The sequence below is a fragment of the Pseudobutyrivibrio sp. OR37 genome (assembly GCF_900113655.1).
Classification (GTDB): Bacteria; Bacillota; Clostridia; order Lachnospirales; family Lachnospiraceae; genus Pseudobutyrivibrio.
Map to the genome: position 1 here is coordinate 50,308 of NZ_FOQF01000006.1, position 17,548 is coordinate 67,855.

At 40.5% G+C, this 17,548-nt stretch carries 16 protein-coding genes; 12 read left to right on the plus strand and 4 right to left on the minus strand.

What is annotated here, in order from left to right; translation table 11 throughout:
• Positions 1 to 14: 14 nt before the first annotated feature.
• Positions 15 to 1,226, plus strand: a complete 1,212-nt coding sequence (locus tag BM097_RS04395) for a 6-phosphofructokinase (RefSeq protein WP_090546282.1) — start codon at positions 15 to 17, stop codon at positions 1,224 to 1,226.
• Between the two features lie 86 nt (positions 1,227 to 1,312).
• Here the strand turns inward: BM097_RS04395 and proC are convergent, their stop codons facing one another.
• The 4 genes from proC to BM097_RS04415 form a co-directional block, all read right to left on the minus strand.
• Positions 1,313 to 2,107 carry a pyrroline-5-carboxylate reductase gene (gene proC, locus BM097_RS04400; RefSeq protein ID WP_090546284.1) on the minus strand — a complete coding sequence of 265 codons (795 nt, stop codon included), beginning with the start codon at positions 2,105 to 2,107 and terminating at the stop codon, positions 1,313 to 1,315.
• Between the two features lie 40 nt (positions 2,108 to 2,147).
• Positions 2,148 to 2,438 (minus strand): type II toxin-antitoxin system PemK/MazF family toxin, encoded by a 291-nt coding sequence (locus tag BM097_RS04405; RefSeq protein ID WP_090546286.1) that lies wholly within the window; start codon positions 2,436 to 2,438, stop codon positions 2,148 to 2,150.
• On the minus strand, positions 2,432 to 2,683 hold the full coding sequence (locus BM097_RS04410) for an AbrB/MazE/SpoVT family DNA-binding domain-containing protein (protein WP_177197369.1): 252 nt from the start codon (positions 2,681 to 2,683) through the stop codon (positions 2,432 to 2,434). Before BM097_RS04410 ends, BM097_RS04405 begins: the two co-directional genes overlap by 7 nt.
• A gap of 462 nt (positions 2,684 to 3,145) precedes the next feature.
• Positions 3,146 to 3,430, minus strand: a complete 285-nt coding sequence (locus BM097_RS04415; protein WP_090546289.1) for a hypothetical protein — start codon at positions 3,428 to 3,430, stop codon at positions 3,146 to 3,148.
• Positions 3,431 to 3,613: 183 nt separating this feature from the next.
• On the opposite strand from BM097_RS04415, the gene BM097_RS04420 reads away from it, so the two are divergent.
• The 11 genes from BM097_RS04420 (at position 3,614) to BM097_RS04470 (ending at position 17,528) form a co-directional block, all read left to right on the plus strand.
• Complete coding sequence (locus BM097_RS04420; RefSeq protein WP_090546291.1) at positions 3,614 to 3,820, plus strand: hypothetical protein; 207 nt, start codon at positions 3,614 to 3,616, stop codon at positions 3,818 to 3,820.
• A gap of 14 nt (positions 3,821 to 3,834) precedes the next feature.
• Positions 3,835 to 5,130: a glycoside hydrolase family 5 protein gene (locus tag BM097_RS04425; protein WP_090546293.1), complete on the plus strand. Its 1,296-nt coding sequence runs from the start codon at positions 3,835 to 3,837 to the stop codon at positions 5,128 to 5,130.
• A 13-nt stretch (positions 5,131 to 5,143) separates the two neighbouring features.
• Positions 5,144 to 6,937, plus strand: a complete 1,794-nt coding sequence (locus BM097_RS04430; RefSeq protein WP_090546295.1) for an aminopeptidase P family protein — start codon at positions 5,144 to 5,146, stop codon at positions 6,935 to 6,937.
• A gap of 148 nt (positions 6,938 to 7,085) precedes the next feature.
• Entirely contained in the window at positions 7,086 to 9,788 is a 2,703-nt protein-coding gene (polA, locus tag BM097_RS04435; protein ID WP_090546297.1) for a DNA polymerase I, read from the plus strand.
• A gap of 27 nt (positions 9,789 to 9,815) precedes the next feature.
• Positions 9,816 to 10,517, plus strand: a complete 702-nt coding sequence (locus tag BM097_RS04440; protein ID WP_090546299.1) for a DUF975 family protein — start codon at positions 9,816 to 9,818, stop codon at positions 10,515 to 10,517.
• Between the two features lie 20 nt (positions 10,518 to 10,537).
• Positions 10,538 to 11,131, plus strand: coding sequence for a dephospho-CoA kinase (gene coaE / locus BM097_RS04445; protein WP_090546301.1), 594 nt, complete (start codon positions 10,538 to 10,540; stop codon positions 11,129 to 11,131).
• 22 nt (positions 11,132 to 11,153) lie between these two features.
• Entirely contained in the window at positions 11,154 to 13,235 is a 2,082-nt protein-coding gene (locus BM097_RS04450; protein ID WP_090546303.1) for a cell division FtsA domain-containing protein, read from the plus strand.
• A gap of 33 nt (positions 13,236 to 13,268) precedes the next feature.
• Entirely contained in the window at positions 13,269 to 14,069 is an 801-nt protein-coding gene (locus tag BM097_RS04455) for an MBL fold metallo-hydrolase (protein ID WP_090546305.1), read from the plus strand.
• Between the two features lie 18 nt (positions 14,070 to 14,087).
• Positions 14,088 to 14,363: an ACT domain-containing protein gene (locus BM097_RS04460; RefSeq protein ID WP_028242085.1), complete on the plus strand. Its 276-nt coding sequence runs from the start codon at positions 14,088 to 14,090 to the stop codon at positions 14,361 to 14,363.
• A gap of 73 nt (positions 14,364 to 14,436) precedes the next feature.
• On the plus strand, positions 14,437 to 15,801 hold the full coding sequence (locus BM097_RS04465) for a PFL family protein (protein WP_090546307.1): 1,365 nt from the start codon (positions 14,437 to 14,439) through the stop codon (positions 15,799 to 15,801).
• A 101-nt stretch (positions 15,802 to 15,902) separates the two neighbouring features.
• Positions 15,903 to 17,528, plus strand: coding sequence for an Mbeg1-like protein (locus BM097_RS04470; protein ID WP_090546308.1), 1,626 nt, complete (start codon positions 15,903 to 15,905; stop codon positions 17,526 to 17,528).
• Positions 17,529 to 17,548: the final 20 nt, after the last annotated feature.

Genomic DNA, 17,548 nt, shown 5'->3' on the forward strand with positions numbered 1-17,548 from the left:
TGGGAGGATATATCATGGGTAACGCAATCGTCGCACAGTCAGGTGGTCCTACTGTTGCAATTAATGCCAGTCTTGCTGGTGTCATCGAGGGAGCACTTGCCTCAAAATACGATAATATCTACGGTTCCTTAAATGGAATTCTCGGTATCAAAGATGATAACGTCATCGACCTTGGAAAAATCGCAAATTCAGATCCAAACTTTATTAAACAACTTAAAACAACACCTGCTATGTTTTTAGGTTCATGCCGCTTTAAGCTACCTAGTGTTGAGTCAAATGACCCTATTTACAAGCATCTTTTCGAGCAGTTCGATAAGTACAATATCGACGCATTTTTCTACATCGGCGGAAATGATTCTATGGATACCGTTGATAAGCTTTCTGCATACGCAAAACAAATCGATTCACACATCAGATTTATTGGAGTCCCTAAAACAATTGATAATGACCTTTGTGTCACAGACCATACACCAGGTTTTGGTTCGGCAGCTAAATACATCGCTACTACCACAATGGAAGTAGTATACGACGCTAAGATTTACAATTCACCTAGCGTAACTATCATCGAAGTAATGGGACGTGATGCAGGATGGCTTACAGCAGCTACATCACTTGCCAGAAACGAATACTGTGCAGGCCCAGATTTAATTTACTTACCTGAGGTTCCATTTAACACAGAGATTTTTGTTAACGATTTGTCTCGTCTTCTTAAGGAAAAGACAAACATCGTTGTTGCAGTTTCAGAGGGGATTCGTGATGCAGCAGGAGAATATATCTCAGCATCAACAGGAACACTTGATAACTTTGGACATGCCCAGCTTTCGGGTGCTGGAAAGACACTTGAATATCTTGTAAAGGACAGACTTGGTTGCAAGTGCCGTTCTATCGAGGTAAACGTACTTCAGCGTGCAGCTGCTCACATGTGCTCGCTTACGGATATCGAAGAATCTGTAGAGCTTGGTAAGCATGGAGTTAAGTATGCTGAGGATGGAGTTACAGGTGCGATGGTTATCTTAAAGCGCACAAGCAACGCGCCATATACTGTTGAATACGATTACGCCAAGATACATGATATTGCTAATGAAGCAAAGGAAGTGCCTAAGGAGTGGATTAATTCAACTCACAATTGGGTTACGGATGAAATGATTGAATACTTAAAGCCTTTGGTTATCGGAGAGCCAAAGCTTGAATATAAAGATGGATTACCTGTATATGTGACAATGTAAAAAAAGGCTTCCCCCAAAGGGGGAAGCTGTCACCGAAGGTGACTGATGAGGGCTGTGTCTACAAATGCCCCTCATCAGTTATTTTTTTACAATTCTCTAGATTTATCAATACAAACCCTTTCAGCTTCAATAACCGCATTTCTAAAGCCAAGTGCTTCAAGTGTTGCAACAGCCTCAATAGTAGTGCCACCTGGTGAGCAAACCTGATCCTTAAGTACGCCAGGATGTTCACCTGTTTCAAGAACCATTTTGGCAGAACCAAGAACGGCCTGTGCTGCGAATTTGTAAGCTTGTGCACGAGGCATGCCTTCTGCTACGGCACCATCTGCCAGTGCCTCTATAAACATAAATACATAGGCAGGTGAAGAACCGCTGATTCCTACAACTGCATCCTGAAGTCTTTCAGGAACAATCTCAGCCTTTCCGAAGGATTCGAAAAGCTTTAGTATATCTGTTGCTTCCTCGTCAGATACCAGTTCGTTAGGGCTAAGAGCGCTCATGGCCTCGCCAACAAGGGCAGGAGTGTTAGGCATTACACGAATAAGCTTAAGCTTCTTGCCAAACAGCTCTGAAAGCTTTTCAAGCGACTGGCCTGCAGCGATGCTTACAACAATCTTATTGTTAAAATCCATATCCTTGATGCCATCAATTACATGTGCTAAATACTGAGGCTTAACTGCTAAAAATACGATATCAGCAAATTCAACAGCATCTCTATTGTTAGTGCTGGTCTTTACACCAAAATCTTCGCTAACTTTATCAAGAGCAGCCTGGAAAATATCACTGGCCATCACATCCTCTGCATCTACCATACCGGCAGAAATAATTCCACCCATCATGGCAGAACCCATGTTACCTGTTCCAATAAAACCGATTTTCATTTTAGTCAATACCTCCTACTTTGCTATTATTTGTACTGAATTATAAAATATCGAATAATCCCTGTATAACATCTATTATATTTTGCATTTCATTTAGTGGTAAAGTCCCAAGTTTTTTATAGAAACGTGTATTTAAATCAATATATCTTAGCTGTTCTGTAATAAGTAAATCTTTAGAAAATGAATTTTTAATATGAGTGACAGATTCGCTAAAGTTGTTACTTAAAGGAATCACAATGCAAACTTCATTTTCATTAATTATATCACGGCTAACAACTAATAAATGGTTTTTTATGCCTTCAACTTTAATAATTTCTCCTTGGCTTACCACAACTCACTACCTCGGCTTTCTCCCCACTCTATCTCATGACCAAAAGAAAGCTGTAATCCTGTCTCATCCATTCTTTCTTCAAGCGTCTTATGCGTAAATTGTTTTTTGGCAGGTTGTAGAGTTAATTTACCATTATCAATAACAGCATCCAATGCATCGCCTATTTTAGCATTCATTAATTCCATGATTTCTTTTGGCAAAATAATCCCCTGACTATTTCCCCATTTTTTAATGGAAACTTGCATATCGCTCCTCCTATAGTTATACAATGTATATACTACATTGTACACGCTATGCATTCATAAGTAAATAAAGAAAGCATCATTGCTGATGCTAATTAAAAATCTCTATTTTGTTGTTGGTGTTTAATGATATTACTATCTAGTCAAAGGTTTTTTATGTGAGATAGTAGTGCTTGAATGGATATTTACTATCTGGATTGCATTTTTTTGTTACAGATAGTAAATGATTATGGTGTTATTACTATCTGTATAAAGATTTTATTATACAGGTAGTAATTGTTAATTAATGTGTTACTATCTATTTTTTGTTTTTCACGTCAGATAGTAATTATGCTATATCATACTACTATCTACTGACAAATATTTTTTGTAGATAGTAAGTTTAAGAATTTACACTACTATCTGAAATTGTTTTTTTATTGTTAGGTAGTAGAATTCTTGTTAATGACATGGTTAGATATCAGATTATATTACATTCAACCACAATCTGCTTAAATCGCGCTCCTCCAGCAAAGTGAGAGCGTGTCTAGCCTTAGAGTATTGAATTCTGCTGATTGAAATAATATAAAACTGACGAGCACCATTGTATTTTCTGCGAAGGAAAAATGGAATGGGCTGGAAAGATTTAGAAAACGCTACTGACTGCTCTAAAAGCAAATCAGATGTGCGATTAGATACCTGTCTGTTAGTTGTACGGCATAATACCACATCTTTACAAACATTTTTAGATAGTTTTGGTTTCTTTCTCATAATACATTATCCTAACTAGCTTCTAAAAAAGCTTGTTGATTCATCCCTACACTAATACGTTAGCAAATATAACTATTTATAGCAATAGTATTCACAATAAAATCATCTTTTTTAAAGCCATAGATTGTAGTAAAATATGTCCCATAGAGAATAATTAATTACAGATTAGAAAAGAGGTTTTATATGTACGATTTAACAGGAAAAACAATATTAGAAATAAAAGAATATGTTAATTCTCTCAGCAACGAGGAATTAGATAAGTTTATCGACGAGGTGGATTTTGCAGATTATGACTTCGATTTAGAGGCTCTTGATTTGCTCACAAGCTCACGTCTTTACGACTACATTCAGTACTCACACAATGGAGAGGCTACTATATCATTTGACTAATTGGGAGGATTATAATGGTTAGTAAGAAGCAGAAGTTCTTAACAGTCATACTTGTAATAGTTCTTGCTATAGTTATTGTTGGCGGAGTTTTTGGAATCAGCTTTGTTAAGGGCAGGGTTACTTTCCCTTGGCAGCTTCAAAATAGCGAAGCTAAAACTGAACAGGTGAAGGAGCCTGCAAAGGAAGAGCCTAAGCTTGTAATAAAGGAAAAGAAACAGGACGAGTCCGCCAAAAAGGAACAAGAGCTTAAGAAAGCCAAAGAAGAAGCAGAGGCAGCTGTAGAAAAAGAAACAGAAAAAACTGAAGAAGAGCCTGTTGATAATCTTCTTAACGATATGAAGCTTAAATATTATGGCAAGCTTGCTGTTGAGGATTCTCATCTTGTAGATGCAGATGGCCATGAGGTTCTTCTTATGGGCGTCAGCACTCATGGAATTAACTGGTATCCAGAATATGCTTCAGCAGAGACTCTCAAATCCTTAAGAGATACCTGGGGCATCAATGTCATCAGACTTGCTATGTACACAAGCGACTATAATGGTTATTGTGTGGCAGGTAAGGAAAACCAGGAAAAGCTTAAGGATATTATTGATGATGCAGTAGAAGCTGCAACTGATAACGATATGTATGTCATTATTGACTGGCACACATTAAATGATGCAGACCCTAACGAATATAAGGCTGATGCTATTCAGTTCTTCGGTGAAATGGTGCGCAAATACAAGGATAACGAGAATGTTATCTACGAAATTTGTAACGAACCAAATGGAGATACCACTTGGAATGACGTTAGAAGATACGCTAACGAGGTTATTCCGGTCATCAGAAATGTTGATAAGGATGCTATCATTTTAGTGGGAACACCTAAGTGGGCTACCGATTTAGATTCAGTTTTAGATAAACCACTTGATTTTGATAATATCATGTACACATATCATTTTTATGCAGGCACTCATCATAAAGCTGAAAGAAACGCTCTTAGAGATGCGTTGGATGAAGGTCTTCCAGTTTTCATTTCAGAGTATGGTTTGGTAGATGCTGATGGAGATGGAGACTTGAATGATAAAGAGGCTGATTATTGGTATGATATGATTCGCAAGGAATATGGTGTATCTTCTTGCATGTGGAATCTTTCAAACAAGGATGAAGGTTCTGCCATGATCAATGCTGATTGTGATAAGCTTTCAGATTTTACAGAAGAAGACCTTTCTGAATCAGCAATGTGGTTGATTGATCAAATTTCACAGCTTAAGCACAGTGATTTAGAAGAAGGTGTGGATTGGATCACACCTGAGAATAATAATAGATAGGAGATATTTAGCAATGACAACTAATGAGAAAATCGCAGCTTTGCGTGATTTAATGAAAGAGAGAGGTATCGATATGTACCTCATCCCAACAGACGATTTTCATTCATCAGAATATGTAGGAGAGCATTTTAAGGCACGTAGCTTTATTACAGGATTTACAGGTTCAGCTGGTACAGCTGTAATCACACTTACAGAGGCACATCTTTGGGCAGATGGCAGATATTTCGTTCAGGCTGCAAAGCAGATTGCTGGTTCAGAGGTAATCTTAGAGCGCATGGGCGAGCCAAACGTTCCAGAGGTTAACGAATTTATCGAAAACAATTTCCCATCAGGCGGTTGCCTTGGCTTTGACGGCAGATGCGTTTCAGCTAAGAATGCTGCAAAATATTTTGAAATTGCGCAGGAAAAGGGCGGCGAGCTTGCTACAACAGAAGATTTAGTAGATATGATTTGGGAGGACAGACCTGCACTTCCAAAGGCTACTACATGGGTACTTGCAGACGAATTCTCTGGCGAGACTATGCAGTCAAAGGTAAGCCGCATCAGAGAAGAGATGAAAAAGAAAAAGGCAGATGCACATCTTATTACATGCCTTTACGATATTGCTTACATCATGAACCTTAGAGGAAATGATATCGACAACGTACCAGTTTTCCTTTCATTCCTTCTTATTACAGACGATAGCATCATTTTATTTACAGATACAACAAACTGGCCAGAGGAGGCTATGAGCTACCTCAACGAAAACGGCGTTAAGCTTTATCCATACGATATGGTATATCACTACATGCAGAGCGCTGATATGGCAGATAGAAGAGTACTTCTTGACGAGAGCATTGTTAACTACAACCTTGTTAAGGCTCTTAAGGGCTCAGCTAAGATTATCGATGGAAAGAACCCATCAGAGCTTATGCGTGCTATCAAGAACGAAACAGAAATCAAGAACACACGCATTGCCCACATTAAGGATGGCGTAGCTTGTACAAAGGCTATCAAATACATCAAGGAAAACGTTGGCAAGATTCCAATGACAGAAATCACAGCTTCTGACTACTACGAGGCTAGACGTAAGGAGCAGGAAAACTATGTGGACCTTTCATTTGGCACTATTTCTGCTTACGGACCAAACGCTGCAATGATGCATTACAGTGCAAAGGCTGGTTCTGAAGCAACCCTTAAGCCAGAGGGATTTTTGCTTGTTGATTCAGGAGCCCACTACCTTGAGGGTACTACAGATATCACTAGAACTATCGCACTTGGCGAGCTTACACAGCAGATGAAGGAATACTATACAGTAGTTCTTCGTTGCCACTTAAGACTTATGGCTGCAAACTTCCCTAAGGGAGCTACAGGAGCAAACCTTGACATCCTTTCACGTGGACCAGTTTGGGATATGGGACTTGATTACAGATGTGGTACAGGCCACGGTGTAGGTCACATCCTTAACGTACACGAAGGACCTAACAACTTCCGTTGGAGAACTGTTAATGGTGGACCATCAGCAGAAATCCAGCCAGGCATGATCACAACAGATGAGCCAGGTCTTTACATTGAAGACGGCTTCGGTATCCGTATCGAAAACGAACTCCTTTGCGTACCAGGCGAGACTACAGAATACGGCGAGTTCCGTCATTTCGAAGCAATCACATACTGCCCATACGAATTGGATGCAGTTATTCCAGAGATGCTTACAGAATACGAAAAGAAGACTCTTAACGACTACCACGCAATGGTTCGCGAAACACTCAAGCCATACCTCACCGACGAGGAAAACGCATGGCTCGCTAAGGAAACACGTGAGATATAAAATACTAGGTTGTATTAGGTACATCTAAACACAAGCTTGTAGTGAACAAGCACTAAATGTTTTGAACGAAGCATCCTAGCTGAGTGAAAAATATTTAGGGCTTGTTCACGTAACAAGCGTAAAATTTAGAAAGACTAGGACTAATGTTATGAAATTACTTTTAATGGATGGACATAGTATTGCAAACAGGGCTTTTTATGGAGTCCCAGACCTTACAAATAGCGCCGGAGAACACACCGGCGCCATTTTTGGTTTCTTGAATATGATGTTCAAATTTATAGAGGATGAGCAGCCAGATAATTTTGCTGTTGCATTCGATGTACATGCACCAACCTTCCGTCACAAGATGTTTGATGCATACAAGGGCACACGTAAGCCTATGCTTCCAGAGCTTAAGGAGCAGATTCCACGTATCCAGGAAATGCTTAAAGCTATGGGAGTTCCAGTTATTACTTTGGAGGGCTGGGAAGCTGATGATATCCTTGGTACTCTTTCTAGAATGGGAGAGGAAAAGGGCTTTGATGTCACTATCGTATCAGGAGATAGAGATTTACTTCAGCTTGCCACTGAAAAGGTTAAAATCTCCATTCCAAAGACTAAAAAGACAGGAACAGAAATAGAACAGTATTACGCTAAGGATGTACAGGCTCTTTACGGAGTTACTCCAAAGCAGTTTATCGATATTAAAGCTCTTATGGGTGATGCTTCAGATAACATCCCTGGTGTTGAGGGAATCGGTGAAAAGACAGCATCTGCCCTTATTCAGAAATATGGCTCTATCGAGGAGTGCTACGCTCATGTAGAAGAGCTGAAGCCACCTAGAGCTTCAAAGAATCTTGCAGCCCAGTGGGATATTGCAGTTCTTTCAAAGGAGCTTGCTACTATTAATCTTCAGGCACCAATAGAGCTTAAGGAAGGCTGTACAAAGCTTGAAAACATATTTACAGAAGAGGCATATCTTCTTTGCAAGAGATACGAGCTTAAAAAGCTTTTACCTAGATTTGAAAGCACTACCACAGAAAAGGTGCAGGATACCACTTCTGAAACCTTTAAGAGGATATCTGACCTTGGTGATGTGGAAAACTTCTTTTCAGATTTAAAGAAAAGTGGAAAAGCCTTCATCGGCGCTAGCATTATGGCAGGCTCAGATAAAACTATAAAGGGTGTAGCACTTTCTGTAGGAGATTCTACTATTTATATAGATTGCGCAGGCTTTATCACACCTGATTACGTTGCACACAAGCTTATGGAGGTAAGTGCAGCAGATGTAAGGCTTTGCTTCTGGGATTTAAAGAATGCCATGCATTTAATCTACAACCTTCTTGGTGATTCTGAGAAGCAGGCTGTTGAAGAAAAAGGTGGTAAGGCAGTCATTTTCCCATCAGCTTGTGATGTGACAGTGGCAGCATATCTACACAATCCTACTAAAAATGATTACACAGCAGATGATGTGGCTAGCGAAGTGCTTTCCATCATCATTCCAGCTGCGGCAGATTTATTTGGCAAGAAAAAGCTTGAAGCAGCCTTAGAGGACGACAGCATGCTTGAGGCTGTAACTACCTACGCTTGTTACAATGCTTATGTAGCTTACGCCGCTTTTGAAAAGGTTATTGCAGAAATAAAGGAAGAGGGCATGCTCAAGATTTACGATGAAATCGAGCTTCCTTTAGTATATACCTTGTTTGATATGGAAATTGCAGGAATTGCCATGGATGCCAAGGCTTTGGCTGAATTTGGTGATAAGCTTGCGGTTAGAATAGCAGAGCTTGAAAAAAATATTTATGAGCAGGCAGGGGAACAGTTTAACATTAATTCTCCAAAGCAGCTTGGAATCGTACTTTTTGAGAAGCTTGGAATTCAGGGAGGTAAAAAAACAAAGACAGGTTATTCTACAGCTGCTGATGTTTTGGAAGAACTTTCCTCTACAAATCCAATAATATGTGATATATTAGAGTATAGACAGCTAGCAAAGCTAAAAAGCACATACGCTGATGGCCTTGCAAATTGCGTAGATTCAGATGGCAGAGTTCGTTCTACTTTCATGCAGACTGTAACTGCAACAGGGCGAATCAGCTCTACCGAGCCTAATCTTCAGAACATTCCAATCAGAATGGAACTTGGTAAGGAGATTAGAAAGGTATTCCATCCGAAGGAGGGTTATGTTTTCTTAGACGCGGATTACTCTCAGATTGAGCTTAGGGTGTTGGCACATATGTCTGGTGACGACAATCTGATAGGTGCGTTTAAGGCAGGACAGGACATTCACCGCTCCACAGCCTCACTTGTGTTTTCAACACCGTTTGAAGAGGTTACGGATTTGCAGCGTCGTAGGGCAAAGGCCGTTAATTTCGGTATTGTTTATGGCATTAGTGCATTTGGTCTTGCTAAAGATATAGATGTAAGCAGGGGTGAAGCACAGGAATACATTGATAATTACTTTTTGGCATATCCAAAAATGCATGTATTTCTAGAGGGCTTAAAGGCTGAAGGTAAAGAAAAGGGCTATGTAACTACCATGTATGGCAGACGTCGTCCGATTCCAGAACTTTCATCCTCAAACTTTATGACAAGACAGTTTGGTGAGAGAGTGGCGATGAATTCCCCTATACAGGGCACAGCTGCTGATATTATCAAGATTGCCATGGTCAGAGTACATGATAGACTGCTTAGTGAGCATCTACACTCTAAGCTGTTATTACAGGTCCACGATGAGCTGTTGGTTGAAACCTTGGAATCGGAACGTTCCCAGGTAGAGAAGCTTATTCGCGAGGAAATGGAGAACGCAGCAGCCCTTTCAGTAAAACTAGAAATAGATATGAATGCTGGAAATAACTGGGCTGAGGCTCATTAAAAAGTAGAAAAGGAGAAAAAAAGAGTTATGTTCCCAAGACAAGAAATCAAATCAAATGCAAAAGCAGCACTTAAGGCTAACTATTGGCCAGTAATTGGTATCCTATTATTAGGATCAATCCTTAGCGGTGTTATCATTGGAGTAGCACAGATTCCAAGTACTGTAGCTACAGTTCAGGCTTCACTTGCAGGAGTAGATTACGTACCAACAACATCATTATTCACATCATGCTTATCAATTGTGGGTGGCTTAATTTCAATGTTATTTGAAGTTGGTATTGCACGTTTTGCATACAGAGTTTACAGAGGAGATGCTCCAGAGGTTGGCGATTTATTCGCAGCTTTCAAGGATGGTAACTTTGGTAGAGTATTAGGTGGTATGATCTTAGTAGGTATCTATACTTTCCTTTGGTCTTTACTTTTCATCATTCCTGGTATTGTTAAGGCTTATCAGTATTCAATGATGCCATACCTTCTTATTGACAGACCAGACCTTTCAATCAAGGAGTGCTTCGCAATGTCTAAGCAGATGACATCAGGCTTCAAGTGGAGCTTATTCGTACTTGAGTTAAGCTTCATTGGATGGGCAATCCTTGCTGTATTTACATTAGGTATTCTTGATATCTTCTTCGTAACACCTTACCTTACACTTGCTATGGGTGGTGCATACGATTACTTAAAGAGAACTAGAATGGAAACAACTGCTGAGACAACAGAAACAGCAGAGTAAAAGGTAATTTAACAATTAATATGAAATTTATTGGAATTACAGGGGGCATCGGCGCTGGCAAAAGCACGGTGCTCTCTTTACTAAAAGAAAATTTTAATTGCAGGATTTTACTTGCAGATGAAGTGGCTGCCCAGCTCATGATGGCAGGCACACAATGCTTTGAGGCAGTGGTAGGTCTTCCATGGCCTGAGAGCATTGTAGGAACTGACGGACAGATTAATCGTCCACTTATGGCAAAGCTTATGTTTGCAGATGATAATCTTAGGGAGTCGGTGAATGGTATAGTGCACCCAGCAGTAGAAAGGGAAGTACTAAATCAAGTAGAGGAAGAACGAAAAAAGCACAATATAGAGTATTTTTTCTTTGAAGCTGCATTGCTCATAGAATGTGGATATGGTAAACTTGTTGATGAGATGTGGTATATATATGCCGATGAAGAAATAAGGACAAAACGCCTTATGGAATCAAGAGGCTATGGGGTTGAAAGAATAAAAAATACTATCATGTCTCAACGTAGCGATGCATCCTTTAGAGAGCATGCAGATAGGATTATTGATAATAGCGGGGATAAGGAATCTACCTTAGCTCAGCTTAAGACCATATTGTCAGATTAATAATTTCCGAGGAGTGTAGTTTATGGAGACGAAGGATATTGTATTTGGGTTAGATATCGGTACCAGAAATGTCATTGGTACAGTAGGATATCTAGATGGGGATGAATTTCATGTTATCGCGCAGGACTTAAAAGAGCACGATACACGTGCTATGCTTGACGGACAGATTCACGACATAGGCCGTGTAGGCGCTACCTGTGATGATGTTAAAAAGGCTCTTGAGGCCAAAACAGGCTTTACACTTTCTGAAGTATGTATAGCTGCTGCTGGTCGTGTACTTCGTACAGTCACCACCCACGTGGAGCTTGAGTACCCAGAAGAAACAGTTGTTACTGGCGAGGATTTGCACACCCTTGATATGATGGGCATCGAGCAGGCCGGTAAGGAAATCAAGGGCGAAGAAGATAAAAAATACAAATTTTTCTGTGTAGGCTATTCTACAGTTAAATATTATTTGAATGGTGATGTGTTCACTTCACTTGAAGACCATAAGGCAGATGTTATCGGGGAGGATATTATCGTAACCTTCCTTCCAGAGGATGTTGTAGATGGTCTTTATGCTGCTGTTGGCAAGGCAGACCTTTCGGTTGCCAATCTTACCTTGGAGCCTATTGCAGCTATCAATGTTGCCATTCCTCAGAATTTCCGCATGCTTAATATAGCACTTGTGGATGTAGGCGCAGGTACCTCCGATATCTGTGTCACCAGAGATGGAAGCATCATTGCTTACGGCATGATTCCTATGGCGGGCGATGAGCTTACAGAGGTTTTAGTTCACGAATTTTTAGTAGACTTTGCCACAGCTGAAAACATCAAGCGTGCATCTACTAAGGGTGGAGAAATCACTTACGAGGATATTATGGGCATCAGCCATACCATCAAATCAGAGGATGTATGGAAGCTCACAGATCCAATCATGGAAAAAATTGCAGGAGAAGTTTCTGCCAAGATTCAGGAGCTTAACGGTGGCAAATCTGTATCAGCAGCCTTTGTAGTAGGTGGCGGTGGCAAAATTCACGGCTTTACAGAAGCTTTGGCAAAGGACTTAAAAATCATGCCAGAGCGTGTAGCCCTTCGTGGCGAGGAAGTCATGAAGAACATTATTTTTGAGGAAGAGGATGTTGTAAAGGATTCACTTCTTGTTACACCTATTGGCATCTGCCTCAATTACTACGAAACAAAGAACAACTTTATCATGATTCACTTCAACGGTGAGATGATGAAATTATATGATAATGGTCAGCTTACAATTGTGGATGCTGCTATGCAGGCAGGCTTTTCAGCCGACCAGCTCTTCCCTAGAAGAGGCCGCGAGGTTAATTTCACGGTTAACGGAGTAGCCCGCATGATTCGCGGAACAGAGGGTGAATCAGCTGTTGTCACAATGAATGGCAGGACAGTGGGTATTAACACACCTCTTGAATTCAACGCGGATGTTACACTTGTTCCATCTACAGTTGGCGAAGGCGGCACAGGCACAATTGCTGATTTATCGGAATTCACTACAGATTATCTGTACTTTACAGTTTGTGGTCACAGGGTTAAATGCCCTAAGTTTGTAGAGGTTAACGGCTCCATGGAGCCACCTACCTACGTTATCAAGGAAGGTGATGTGATTGAAACACGTCCTTTCTATACAGTTGGCCAGTTAGCAGAATTCATGGATGTTACTATAGATGACAGATATGAAATTCTTGTAAATAATCGTCCATCAGGCTACGATTCTCTAGTTTATGAGAACTTTGTAATTGATTGGACCACCACATCACAGGTTTCCTACGAAGGAGATTATATTGTAGATGATGGGGAAGGATTGCCAGAGGATTATCAGGCACCTGAATTAGAGGAAGCACCTGTTAAGGATGCAAGAACAAAGATTAAGATTGAGACAGTGGATTTGCCAGTTAAAATCAATGGCAAGAACATGGTACTGTCAGGCAAGAAGGACTACATTTTCGTAGACATCTATAATGTTATCGATTTCGATCCTAACGCAGGAAACGGCAGACCGCTTATCATCCGAATAAACGGTGAGAAATGCGGTTATTCTGATGAACTTCACGCTAATGATGAGGTGGAGTGTTTCTGGAAGGATGCCAATTAAATAAATATTTTAGTTAGAAAGATTATAGTTATAATGGATTTTTTTAGTATTGCAAGTGGTAGTAGCGGAAATTGTATTTGCGTAGGCGATGACCACACACATGTAATGATTGACGCAGGAATTTCTGGAAAGCGCATAGAGGCTGGTATGAACACCTATGATTACACAACAGCCGATATGAATGGCCTTTTAGTAACTCACGAGCATTCTGACCACGTGTCAGGCCTTGGTGTTATTTCTCGCAAATATCATATTCCAATTTATGCTACCGCTGGCACTATTCGTGCTATTCGTTCAATGAAAAGTTTGGGGGCTATCGATGATAGCCTCTTTCATGTTATAAAGCCAGATGAGAGCTTTACTCTTGGTACTCTTACCATTCATCCATTTCATATCAGCCACGACGCGGCTGATCCAGTTGCATATCGTATAGAAAATGATAAATCAAAGGTTGCAGTCTGCACTGACTTAGGGTATTATGACAGCAACATAATTGATAACCTTACAGGCCTTGATGCAATGCTGCTTGAAGCGAACCATGATATTCACATGCTGGAGGTGGGAGCATATCCTTATCCACTAAAGCAAAGAATATTAGGAGACTACGGACATTTATCAAACGAAGCCAGCGGTAAGCTGCTTAGTCAGGTACTTCACGATGATGTGAAACACGTTTTCTTAGGGCACCTAAGCCACGAAAACAACTACCCAGACCTGGCATACGAAACCGTACGTCTCGAAGTAACGATGGACAAAGCTACACCATATTCTGGCGCAGACTTCAACATCACCGTAGCTTCCCGCAGCGAGGTATCCGAACGCGTGGTACTGTAAGAAAAGGAAGGAGAAACGATGGAGAATAAGGTTATTATTACAGTTGTAGGTAAGGATACAGTGGGAATTATTGCCCGTATCTGTACATATTTGGCAGACAATGGGGTTAATGTCCTGGACATTACTCAGACTATTGTAAAGGGCTTCTTTAACATGATGATGATTGTGGATATTAACGCAGCCACAACAAGCTTCGGTGATCTTCAAAGCGAATTGGAAAAGCTCGGGGACGAAATCGGCGTTCAGGTAAAGGCTCAGAAGGAAGAGATTTTCGAAAAGATGCACAGATTATAAAGGCTTCCCCTTGAGGGGAAGCTGTCACCGTAGGTGACTGATGAGGTGTTGTTAATAAACTAGGAGAATAATCATGGTAAACATAAAAGAAGTCATCGAGACAAATAAGATGGTAGAGGAGCAGACACTTGATGTCCGCACAATCACCATTGGTATCAGCTTGTTAGAATGCATTGATGCAGATTTAAAGCTATTAAATGAAAAGATTTATAACCGTATCACTACAGTTGCCAAGGACCTTGATAAGGTAGCCAAGGAAATTGAAAGAGACTACGGTATTCCTATTGTAAATAGACGTATCTCAGTAACTCCTATAGCACTTATAGGTGGGGCAGCCTGCAAGACTCCAGAGGATTTTGTTGGAATTGCTCACACACTTGATAAGGCAGCAGAAGCCGTAGGAGCTAATCTTATTGGTGGCTATTCAGCACTAGTTTCAAAGGGTATGACAACTGCAGATGAAATGCTTATTCGTTCTATTCCACAGGCTTTATGTGAGACTAGTAGAGTATGTAGTTCTGTGAACCTTGCTTCCACAAAGACAGGTATCAATATGGATGCAGTTCGTTTGATGGGAGACATTCTTCTTCAGGTTGCAGACCGTTCAAAGGATAGAGATTCAGTAGATTGTATGAAGCTTGTAGTATTCTGCAACGCTCCAGATGACAATCCTTTCATGGCAGGCGCCTTCCACGGCGTTACAGAGGCAGATGCAATCATCAACGTTGGTGTATCTGGTCCTGGTGTTGTTAAAAAAGCTCTTGAATCAGTTCGCGGCGAAAGCTTCGAGGTTCTTTGCGAGACTATTAAAAAGACAGCTTTCAAGGTTACTCGTGTAGGACAGCTTGTAGCACAGGAGGCTTCAAAGCGTCTTGGCATCCCATTTGGTATTATCGATTTATCACTTGCTCCAACTCCAGCTGTTGGTGATTCAGTTGCAGATATTTTATGTGAAATCGGACTTGAATATGCAGGTGCTCCTGGTACCACAGCAGCTCTTGCAATGCTCAATGATCAGGTAAAGAAGGGTGGCGTTATGGCTAGCTCTTACGTAGGTGGTCTTTCAGGTGCATTCATTCCTGTATCAGAGGATCAGGGTATGATTAATTCTGTTGAGGCTGGCGCAATCACTCTTGAAAAGCTTGAGGCTATGACTTGCGTATGTTCAGTAGGTCTTGATATGATTGCCATCCCTGGTGACACTCCAGCTACTACAATCTCAGGAATGATTGCTGATGAGATGGCACTTGGTATGGTCAACCAGAAGACAACAGCTGCTCGTCTTATCCCAGTTATCGGCAAGAGTGTTGGTGACACTGTTGAATTTGGTGGATTATTCGGTTATGCACCAATCATGCCTGTGAATAAGTTCTCTTGCGCAGACTTCATCAACAGAGAGGGACGTATTCCAGCACCAATCCATTCCTTCAAGAATTAAAAGTTTATTTCGCAGAAATTTAATATTTAGTTTATTGTATTTGATTAAAGTAATAGTTACTATTTTAGTTAGTGGCTATTACTTTTTTTATGGAGTAAAAAATGGAAAACATATTGGACTATCTCAATTGGTATAAAGATTTATCATTTGAGGTGAAGGAATTAACAGAGGTTGATAACTTCATACTGTGCAAGCTTGTTTATCTGCTTATGCCAGATGTGAAACTAGATGAGCCAAGAAGGTTCAGGGAGGTTGTTGAGGAGGTTAAGGCCTCTACAGGCATACACGGAGCCTTCTATGGAAAAGAAAGTTGGGTGGAGATTGCAGCACAGTCAAAGCGCTTCGGTGATATCTATTTGAGCAACCATATTGATGTATTGGACGAAGCCTTAAGCGCCCAGTTTGCAGCCATGACCTTTGATTTGACAGAGGATTTAAGGTTTGTGGCATATCGCGGCACAGACGACACCATGGCTGGCTGGAAGGAAGATTTTATGATTAGCTTCACCGAAACTGAAGCACAAAAGAAGGCTCTTACCTATCTTCGTGACAGCATAGATGACAAGCATCAGATAATTGTGGCGGGCCATAGCAAAGGGGCAAATCTGGCCCTGTATGCATCTACCCATATCGAGGATGAATATCAGCCTTGGATAAAATACGTATATATGAATGATGGGCCAGGCCTGTGTCCAGAGGTTTGTAATAAGGCCTGCGTTTCAAAAATCAAGGATAAGGCAAAGCGCTTTATCCCTGAATATTCTATCTTTGGAAAGCTTTTCGAGGAAACGGAAATTCCTCTTACTATAGTAAAAAGTACAGAAGAGGGCTTGATGCAGCACGATTGCTTTTCATGGGCAGTGGACCACGGTCAGCCTCTTACAGCAGAGTGCAATCAGCCTGGTAGCGTGTTTATAAATCAGGTTTTGGACCAGTGGATAGAAAGCGTTAATGATGAAAAGCGTACTACCTTTGTAAACAATCTTTTTAATTCTATAGACAAGGCTGGCATAAAAACTACAACACAGGTGGTGCAAAAAGGCCCATTTGCTATTGAAAAGATTTTAATTGAGCTTTTGTCCTTGGATAAAACCACCGTGCGAACCTTCATGAAGCTGCCACTTACCGCAGCGCTTGATAAAGCACCAGATGGAAAGAAGGCAAAAAAGGTAAAAGAAGGCATAAAGGCCAGAGAATGGTTGCCCTATGTGGGGATGATTTTAATAAGTATCGTGCTTTTTATTGTGCCAGAATACATACTTCAGGCTGGCATTAGCTTAGTGCTTTTAGCAGTGATAATATTTGAAATAGCAGTAACCATCAGACATTTGATTAAGGCAAAATGGAACCTGCAGGAGGAATCCGCCAGGGTGTATATCTGTATCATTATGATAGGAATTTATGCCATGCTTTTAGTAAAGGAAGATGCCCTGTTTTTGATAGGTAGTGTGGTTATAGGTATTTCATTTTTGGCATGGGCATACAGAAATGCCATCGCCTTTAAAAACCTGTGCAGCGAAACTGAAAAAAAGGAAAGACGATTAGAAAAGGTAAAGCTGATTGTAGAAATTGTTTTTCTAATCATTTTTGCTGGCTTTATTTTAATAGCTCCAAGAAATACATTGGCATGGTATATGGTTTTCCTTGGAATTGTGCTGTTTGTGGATGGTGTTGTGAACCTTGGAATAATTATTAATAGATACCTGAACGCGAAGCGTACTATTTAATTTTACAAAATCGAATATTG